This window comes from Moorena sp. SIO2C4, assembly GCF_010672485.1.
GTDB classification, from domain to species: Bacteria; Cyanobacteriota; Cyanobacteriia; order Cyanobacteriales; family Coleofasciculaceae; genus Moorena; species Moorena producens.
In genome coordinates this window covers 1-7,510 of the sequence record NZ_JAAHGN010000296.1, presented here as the reverse complement: position 1 = coordinate 7,510, position 7,510 = coordinate 1, and the positions used below count along the sequence as shown (strand labels likewise).

The following is a 7,510-nucleotide window of genomic DNA, read 5'->3' as shown; positions in this document are numbered from 1 at the left end:
GGCACCATTGGGATTAATCGTCGGTGGGCAGTGCCTATCTAAGCACAAAGCTGAGGTGATCTGATCTGTCTCAAGCACTGCCCACCCTACTTGCTAACTGGCGACAAACGTCAGAACAGTTTTCAATAGAAAGCCGTCCTAGAAGGACGGGGCTTTAAACCCAATTTTTTTAGTAAGCTGCCCAACGGGGGTCAGATTGGTAGCGTACAATCACAGGATGAGCAAGGCGGTTGACCTCGACATTACCCAACTTAATATCTCCTGGCAGCTCAAACAAGGAGTGTAAAATGCCTGGGGTCAGAAAGCGAGTTGATACGGATAAATTGAGGGTGTCCGGCTGAATCGATCGCCTTGATGCTAGGACAAAACCCCAAGGCCCAAAGCTGGGGACATCTATAACATAGGGATGAACTAATAGTCCCACATTTTCCAAGGTTGCGGCAATACAACTCAGAACATTGGGAGCAAAAAAGGGACTAGATGCCTGAGTCACAAAAATGCCTTTGTCTGCTAATCGCGGTAAGAGACGGCGGTAGAATCCTTCTGCATAAAGCTTGGCAATAATCTTTTGATCGGGGTCGGGAAAGTCGGCAATAATCACATCAAAGGTTTCGTTGAGTGCGGGTGCCCTAATGAAAGCATCAGCATACAACACTTCGACACGGGGGTCGGAAAAAGAGTTATCGTTAACTTGGACTAATTGAGGGTGATGACTAGCTAACTTGACAACCTCGCTGTCTAAATCGATGAGTAGGACTCGTTCGACTTCTGGCCATTTGAGCACTTCCCGCAAGGCCATACCATCACCTCCACCCAACACCAGAACCCGACGCCTACCAACACTAGCACTCATGGCGGGATGCACTAAAGCTTCATGGTAGCGGTATTCGTCGAGGGTGGAAAATTGCAAATCGCCATTGAGGAAGAGACGAACATCCTGTCCTTGTCGTGTGAGGACAATGCGTTGGTAGGGAGACTGGATGCGGGTGATCACTGGCCCACTATACAGAGTATTTTCCAGCTTGTCGCTAATCGGAATGGCTAAGGGAGCCAAGGTAAACAGGAGAATACCTAGGGTTAAACCCAAATATCCCCAGGGCCGCAGTCTGGGAAAGCGTCTGCCAATGGCAAACACCATCAAGGCCGGTAATGACCCTAAGACAAAAGCCGTAGGAAATAAACCGATAATGGGTAATAAGAGGATGGGAAAAGCCAGGGAACCCAGTAGTGCTCCCAAATAGTCTAAGGCTAAAACACCTGCTAATGCTTCCCGCACCCCTTTGTCCAATTCCAGAATTCGGGTCAGTAGCGGCACTTCCAGTCCTGCTAGTACTCCCAGGACAATAGTGACGAAGAATAAACCCAGCCAGATGGAACCATTCCTAACAAATACAGCAAATAGTCCTAAAGGCAATAGGGCAGTTAGGGGAGCAATGAGTAGTTCAACTTTGACAAAGACTAAGAGTAGTTGGTGTTGTAGAGATGGGGAATTGGTCTGATTGACAGCAATAAACTGACTCAGGTAAGACCCTAGACCCATTGCTGCGAGAAATACTCCAACGGAAATACCATAGGATAGAGCTTGATTCCCTACCAAGTAACTTGCTAGAGTTCCCAGCAACAGTTCTACCGCTAGTCCACAAATTGAGGAAACCGCAGCAGCAATCATGAGCAACCAACGCTGGTCCCGTTTGAGGGATGGGATGCTAGAGTTAGGTATCGGTTTCCCATCTGATATCGCATCTTCCATCGTCTATTTCCCGGTAGCCGGACCGCCTCCGCGAAAGCTACCATAGTCTGAGCGATTGGGGGACGATTTCCAAATACCTAGATAATAGTAACCGGATAAATATGTCCGATGTCGGGGCCAGTAGTTATTTTGTTTTTCTTCCCGCAGGACAAGGGCTGAACGCTGAGTGTAACCTGCGATTATGGTAAATAGTGCGATCGCAACTGTCGTCGCTGTCAAAATTTTAGTCAACATGGGATCAATTCCTGGATGGAAAATAGAAGTAGTGCGAGCATCTTGCTCGCGTAGTGGGAGCATCTTGCTCGAAGCCCGTGAAACAGCTAAAACTGTTTGACACTCCCCTAGCTGTTTCTAATATCATGTCCGGTTGAATACTTATACTAAGGGCAAAAACAAGGCAGAAGGCAGAAGGCAGAAGGCAGAAGTAAAGAAGTAAGGTTTCATCGAATAAGGTTTTTGATAACTAATTATCCGGACATGATATAAGCTATTCATGGCGTATCAAAGGTTGGACTAATTTTTACCACCTCAACGCTTGTGAAGGTACGGTTGCCATCAATAACTCTCAAGGTTGTGCGATCGACAGATGCATCTGGGCATACTTCCACATAGAAGCCATAGGAACTGCGAGATTCCAACAGGAAGAATGTTTGTAGTTTACCTGTTGCTCCCTTGATCTTGCCGTTGTTTTTGAGATAGGTCATAGGCAAGGGAAACGAATGGTTATAGATTTGCTCACCATAGGAGTCCTTGAGAAAAAGGCGAACTTCTAGTTTTGATGGGGAAGTTTCATCTGCCTTAACATCAACTTTAACCCGCACAAGGCGATTTGCACCACCGACAGTAGCGCGATCGCTGGGGTCGCTATCGTTAATCGTTTTGAAGATGGCTTTTTTCCCGGTTAATGGCGTTGCATATAAAGTCATCAAGGTCAGACATAATGTCCCCACTAAACCTGGCCAAAGATAGCGCGTATCTATCACTCCATTTTGGACAGTTACCTGAAACGGCACTGGTTGATCAAGTACTTTTCCTGATGTATCCCCATACTCCAAAACTGCAATGGCAATGGTCACCATCTCTTCCTGCTTGGCGCGAACATCAAGTCCTGCTAACAGGTCATCGTCTTGCCAACTACCAGACTCCCCATCATCATACCAAGTTCCTGATTCATTCCAGGCTTGCTTGATGGCGGAGGCGAATGCTTGACCTTGGCCATCGAGTAACTGGATTTCATAAGTAACCCATCGGTTAAGGGGAATTTTTGCTTTAGCTTCTATGCGAAGAGCACCAATCAGCTGGCGCTTGAGGGACAGTGTTTGAAGTTGCAGCGGTTCCTCTTCCCTGGCACTGACGGTAGTAGATAGCAGTGTTTTCTGGAACCGATAACCATGGAATAAGGCTAAAAATACCAGTAGTGTAGACCCGATAGCAATATAAGGGCAGGGGTCGATAAAACCACTAGTACGTTGAGTTTGAATAGTCACTGGTTTTTATTGTGTCTGTATAGACTATTATCTACACCGAGCCAGAGGTGATGTCCACAAACTCCAGTTTTTAGCACCAGTGATAATTGTCTGACCAAAGTAGAAAAGAGTTTTTGTACCAACACGACAGGCATATTCCAATTCTAAATTATAAATTCCCAATTCTAAATTATAAATTATAAATTCCCAATTCTAAATTATCAAAAATTTAACAAATCAAAAGTTTTTTTCTTTTCCTATTCTGTGTTGGAGACATCGGTGATTCTGGAAGAGTTTTTGGCCTAGTTGGAGAAGATGGCAAACTAGGGTGTTGGAGAGCAATGTTCCTACTATGCAGAGTTAGTTGCCGCCGACACCAAGCAAAATGCAGGATATTAATACCCATTTCCCACAGCAGTGCGGATCATCTCTCGTGGTAGAGCAAGCTCTTCATCTAGTCCCCAAGCAGCTGATAAATTACCAACTATAATGACAATTCCTCCCCCAATCAACATTTTAATTGGTTGTCCTTGAACAGAGGGAAGAGCCGCAAAGCTAACGCTACGCGATGAAGCGAAGCTTCCGCTAACAGCGATCGCTAATTTTTTATTAACCATAAAAATCCCAAAAAAAACTTTTTAAAACCCTTGACTACTCAAATCATAATCATTACAATAATCAATATAAACCGAAATTAAGTTTTTTATGATGTCACAACAATTCAAGCAAAACTTCAAGAAACAACCTGCTCATCAAACTCTGAAAGGTTCTCGTGAAGCAGTAATTTATAGCATGCAGATGCTTTACGCATTAGGCTATGCAGAGATAGCGGAATGGACCCCTCTGGAACCGACTGATGTTCCAGGGGAAGTAATCACTACAATCACCAAGTATTGGTTGTTGCCATAACACCTTAAATTTCTGGGGGGGTTTTCTCCCCCGGCCAAGGTTTTGGTCTGGTTTTGTAGCGTGACCTTTGGCTAATCAGAGCAGGTTATATTTGCTAATTTTGTGACATAAAAAATTGAAATAGTCGTGGATAGTATTTCTACGGCTATTTTTTTTCACTTTACTCCCGACTCCCAACTCCCGACTCCCGACTTCCTAGTATAAAAAATGCTATAGCAATCCTAAATCAATTGATAGAATGTTTGTTCCCTGTTCCCTACTCCCTGTTCCCTACTCCCTGCTCCCTGTTCCCTGTTCCCTGTTCCCTTTGGTATATAATTAAAAAAATAACCTTTAATTCAAAAGCGATGGAAACTCAAGACTTAAAAACACTGATTAAAGAAAGCATCCGAGAAGTTTTGAGAGAAGAAAGACTCTTACTCTGTCATATGTTAATGCCTTACGTTAGTGATCAAGAGCAACAAGAGCTTGACACCAGCTTTGGCTTACCTCAAGACTATGAGACTGAAGAAGTAACTGATCTAACAGATGGGATTAAAAATGACTATTAAATTCCGCAAGAGTGCGATTAAATTATTAGAGTCTGCTGATAATTAAACTATTCCCATCACATAAATTATTCAAACTCAAGGAGCTTGTAAAAATTATCGTTACGGTAACGAACAAGGAATTTTATATAAATATTTAAAGGGTAAGTTATTAGGATAAAACCTTGATTGACTATAGTTTTTTAAGACAATTCGTGATCCTGGAAATGTTTATACTCACATCTGGCACCATTGGGATTAATCGTCGGTGAGTAGTGCCTACCTACGCCTAAAGGCCAGCTGATCTGATCTGTCTCAAGCACTGCCCACTCTACTTGCTAACTAAACTATACTTCGGTTGCTATAAATCCCAATAGCTATAATTTCAGTGGAAGAATAATAGTGAGTGGCACACTACTGTATCACCCCCACTTCCTATCGTGAGGTTTGTTGCGTATCTCAAACGGTGTTCAGGAAATGAATCAAAACCTATCTGTTAAGGGAGCAGCAATTTTAGCCACCGTTGTCGGTGTGATGGCAATGGGAGTGGCTTTCCCTAGGTCTAGCTGGGGGCAAAGTATCATTGCTCAACAACCCAGTTCACCAGGGAGTGAAAGGGCTGAAGAGTTATCCCTAGCAGAAGCCTCTCAACTCAATCAGCAAGCCATTGAGCTTTTTCAGCAAGGAAAGTACTCAGAAGCGATTCCCCTAGCTGAGAGAGCATTAGAGATTCGGCAGGAAATCTTGGGAGAAGAACACCGTGATGTGGCAGAAAGCCTCAATAATCTAGCATTCCTCTACTTTTACAAGGGGAAATATCCGAAAGCCGAACCCCTCTATCAACAAGCCTTAGCACGGAAGAAAAAACTGCTCGGTCAAGACCATCCCGATGTAGCAACCAGCCTCAATAATCTGGCATTACTCTACAAAAGCCAGGGCAGATATGTTGACATACTCACCGTCCTAGAAGAACGGTGATTCTTGACAGATCATCGGGGTGTGCTGCCGAACGCGCCCCGCGTGACCTACGGTCTCAACAGTCTTATCGCCCCTCCTTGCCCATTTAGAGTCATGCCGATGCCCCATGCCGACTTTTTCTATGTTTCTAGCAGCGTTTATGTCTCTGTCCTGCTCGGTTCCACAATTAACACAGAGTATTGAGCGTACGGACAAATCGAGTTTCCCCCACTTGAACCCACAATCTGAGCAGATTTGACTAGTGGGTTCCCAACGGCTTATAACCCGAAAATCCCTGCCATATTTATCTGATTTTGCTTGAGCTAGACTCCTAAATTCTGACCAACCTTGCTGGCTAATAGCTCGCGCTAGTTTGCGATTTTTGACCATTCCTGACACGTTAAGGTCTTCTAGGACAATTACTTGGTTCTCGCTGACTATCCTAGTTGAGAACTTATGCAGGAAGTCTTTCCTTTTGTTGGCGATTTTATTATTTAGTCTTGCGATCTTAATGCGAGTTTGCTCCCTCCGGTTAGACCCCTTGGCTTGTCTAGCAAACTTTCGTGTTTGTTTGCGTAATTTTCGATCTAGTTTTGAATAGTCAGGACTCTTGACATGACCCCCATCACTCATTACCGCGAAAGTCTTGATACCTAGATCAATCCCAATGCTTTGGTTCTTGGCATCAACTTGAACAGGCTCAATATCTACTACAAAGCTCAAGAAATAATTGTTAGCACAATCTAAGATAATGGTCACAGAGCTTGGATCAGATGGCAATTCCCTAGACCAGATCGGTTTGACTACCCCAATCTTGGCTAAGTAAACTCCATCACCTTGAATAGAGAAACCTCTGCGAGTTAATCTTGCTGATTGATTATTGGAACGCTTTTTGAATCGTGGAGACCTAACTTTTCGTCCTTTTCGTTTTCCATTGTGCGACTCAAATAAGTTCTTAAAAGCAACTCCCAAATCAGCTACGGACTGCTGCAAAGGAACGACTGACACTTCAGACAACCATTTTCTTTCTTCGGTCTTTTTAGCCTGAGTTATGACCAGTTTCTGTAAGTCTCCAGATTTTAGAACCTTCTTAGATTTCTTGCAAATAGCCAGAGCATCGTTCCACACGACTCTGACACAGCCAAACAGCCTAGCTAAGTCCTGTTTCTGTTGGTCAGTTGGATAAAAACGATATTGGTATCTTGCTTTCAATTGGCGTTTTATAGTTGGTCTGTACTCCGATTATAGTGTAATCTACAAGATTTGACAATGGGTTTACGGAATATTGGCACAGTATTAAGCTCCTTGCAAATGCACCTAGTATGCGTAACTAAGTACCGCCAAAAAATATTGACCACTGAGAGTCTCGCGGCCATTGAAAATTCGTTCAAAGAAGTGGCTAAGAAAATGAATTTTTAAATTAGAGAACTTAATGATTTGTTCGCGTTCGCCTTTGGCGTGGCCTACGGCCAAGCGTGGCCTACGGCCTCAAGTTACCGTAAGAATAAAGGAGCCAAAATTCGCCAAGTTTTAACCAAAGGTGCGCTTTCCGTATTAAGAATTAAATTCGCCACGGATCCCACCTCTTTTACGTATAGCTGAACAACCATAAAGGCTCCTTTATTCTAAGGTTTCGTCTCCTAGAAGGACAGGGCTTGAGACCCATTTTTTTGGTCAATATCGAGCTGCCCTCCAGTCCCTAGCCACAGATTCTCCCTTGAGTGATCAACAAGCTCTAGAGATTCTGTGTGCCAGAGATGCACTCCACAATGCCATCACTGAGGAACCCTTCATACTTGCAGAGCTTCTAGAGTGCATCCATGAGCTAGATGCCCAACTCCAACAACACAAACAACGGATTGACCAAGCTCTGGAACTTTCTACCTATCGTCACAGTCTAC

General features: G+C 43.9%; 9 protein-coding genes and 2 pseudogenes. 5 read left to right on the top strand and 6 right to left on the bottom strand.

Features of this window, described 5'->3' with window-relative positions; all coding sequences use genetic code 11:
* Positions 1-169: 169 nt before the first annotated feature.
* The 5 genes from F6K20_RS16740 to F6K20_RS16720 all read right to left on the bottom strand — a co-directional run bounded on the left by F6K20_RS16740 (position 170) and on the right by F6K20_RS16720 (position 3,833).
* Positions 170-1,750: a polyamine aminopropyltransferase gene (locus F6K20_RS16740; RefSeq protein WP_071104280.1), complete on the bottom strand. Its 1,581-nt coding sequence runs from the start codon at positions 1,748-1,750 to the stop codon at positions 170-172.
* Positions 1,751-1,753: 3 nt separating this feature from the next.
* Positions 1,754-2,047: a hypothetical protein gene (locus tag F6K20_RS16735; protein WP_008178681.1), complete on the bottom strand. Its 294-nt coding sequence runs from the start codon at positions 2,045-2,047 to the stop codon at positions 1,754-1,756.
* Positions 2,048-2,241: 194 nt separating this feature from the next.
* Positions 2,242-3,237, bottom strand: a complete 996-nt coding sequence (locus tag F6K20_RS16730) for a hypothetical protein (RefSeq protein ID WP_008178678.1) — start codon at positions 3,235-3,237, stop codon at positions 2,242-2,244.
* A gap of 27 nt (positions 3,238-3,264) precedes the next feature.
* Complete coding sequence (locus tag F6K20_RS16725; RefSeq protein WP_267871971.1) at positions 3,265-3,399, bottom strand: hypothetical protein; 135 nt, start codon at positions 3,397-3,399, stop codon at positions 3,265-3,267.
* Positions 3,400-3,611: 212 nt separating this feature from the next.
* Positions 3,612-3,833, bottom strand: a complete 222-nt coding sequence (locus F6K20_RS16720) for a hypothetical protein (protein WP_008178675.1) — start codon at positions 3,831-3,833, stop codon at positions 3,612-3,614.
* A gap of 91 nt (positions 3,834-3,924) precedes the next feature.
* Between F6K20_RS16720 and F6K20_RS16715 the strand changes: the two genes are divergently transcribed.
* From F6K20_RS16715 to F6K20_RS16705, 3 genes are all read left to right on the top strand, one after another.
* Complete coding sequence (locus tag F6K20_RS16715; protein ID WP_008178674.1) at positions 3,925-4,125, top strand: hypothetical protein; 201 nt, start codon at positions 3,925-3,927, stop codon at positions 4,123-4,125.
* Positions 4,126-4,355: 230 nt separating this feature from the next.
* A complete protein-coding gene (locus F6K20_RS16710) occupies positions 4,356-4,676 on the top strand; it encodes a hypothetical protein (protein WP_202799140.1) in 321 nt (106 codons plus the stop codon).
* Between the two features lie 453 nt (positions 4,677-5,129).
* Positions 5,130-5,630, top strand: a complete 501-nt coding sequence (locus tag F6K20_RS16705) for a tetratricopeptide repeat protein (RefSeq protein ID WP_008178670.1) — start codon at positions 5,130-5,132, stop codon at positions 5,628-5,630.
* On the opposite strand, the gene F6K20_RS16700 is transcribed toward F6K20_RS16705, so the two are convergent.
* Positions 5,616-6,821 (bottom strand): RNA-guided endonuclease InsQ/TnpB family protein, encoded by a 1,206-nt coding sequence (locus F6K20_RS16700; RefSeq protein WP_008178668.1) that lies wholly within the window; start codon positions 6,819-6,821, stop codon positions 5,616-5,618. The genes F6K20_RS16705 and F6K20_RS16700 overlap by 15 nt on opposite strands.
* A gap of 57 nt (positions 6,822-6,878) precedes the next feature.
* Between F6K20_RS16700 and F6K20_RS16695 the strand changes: the two are divergent.
* Both F6K20_RS16695 and F6K20_RS16690 read left to right on the top strand, forming a co-directional pair.
* Positions 6,879-7,025 (top strand): annotated as a pseudogene (locus F6K20_RS16695) (transposase); the annotation flags it as partial.
* Positions 7,026-7,326: 301 nt separating this feature from the next.
* A pseudogene (locus F6K20_RS16690) lies at positions 7,327-7,510 on the top strand (tetratricopeptide repeat protein); the annotation flags it as partial.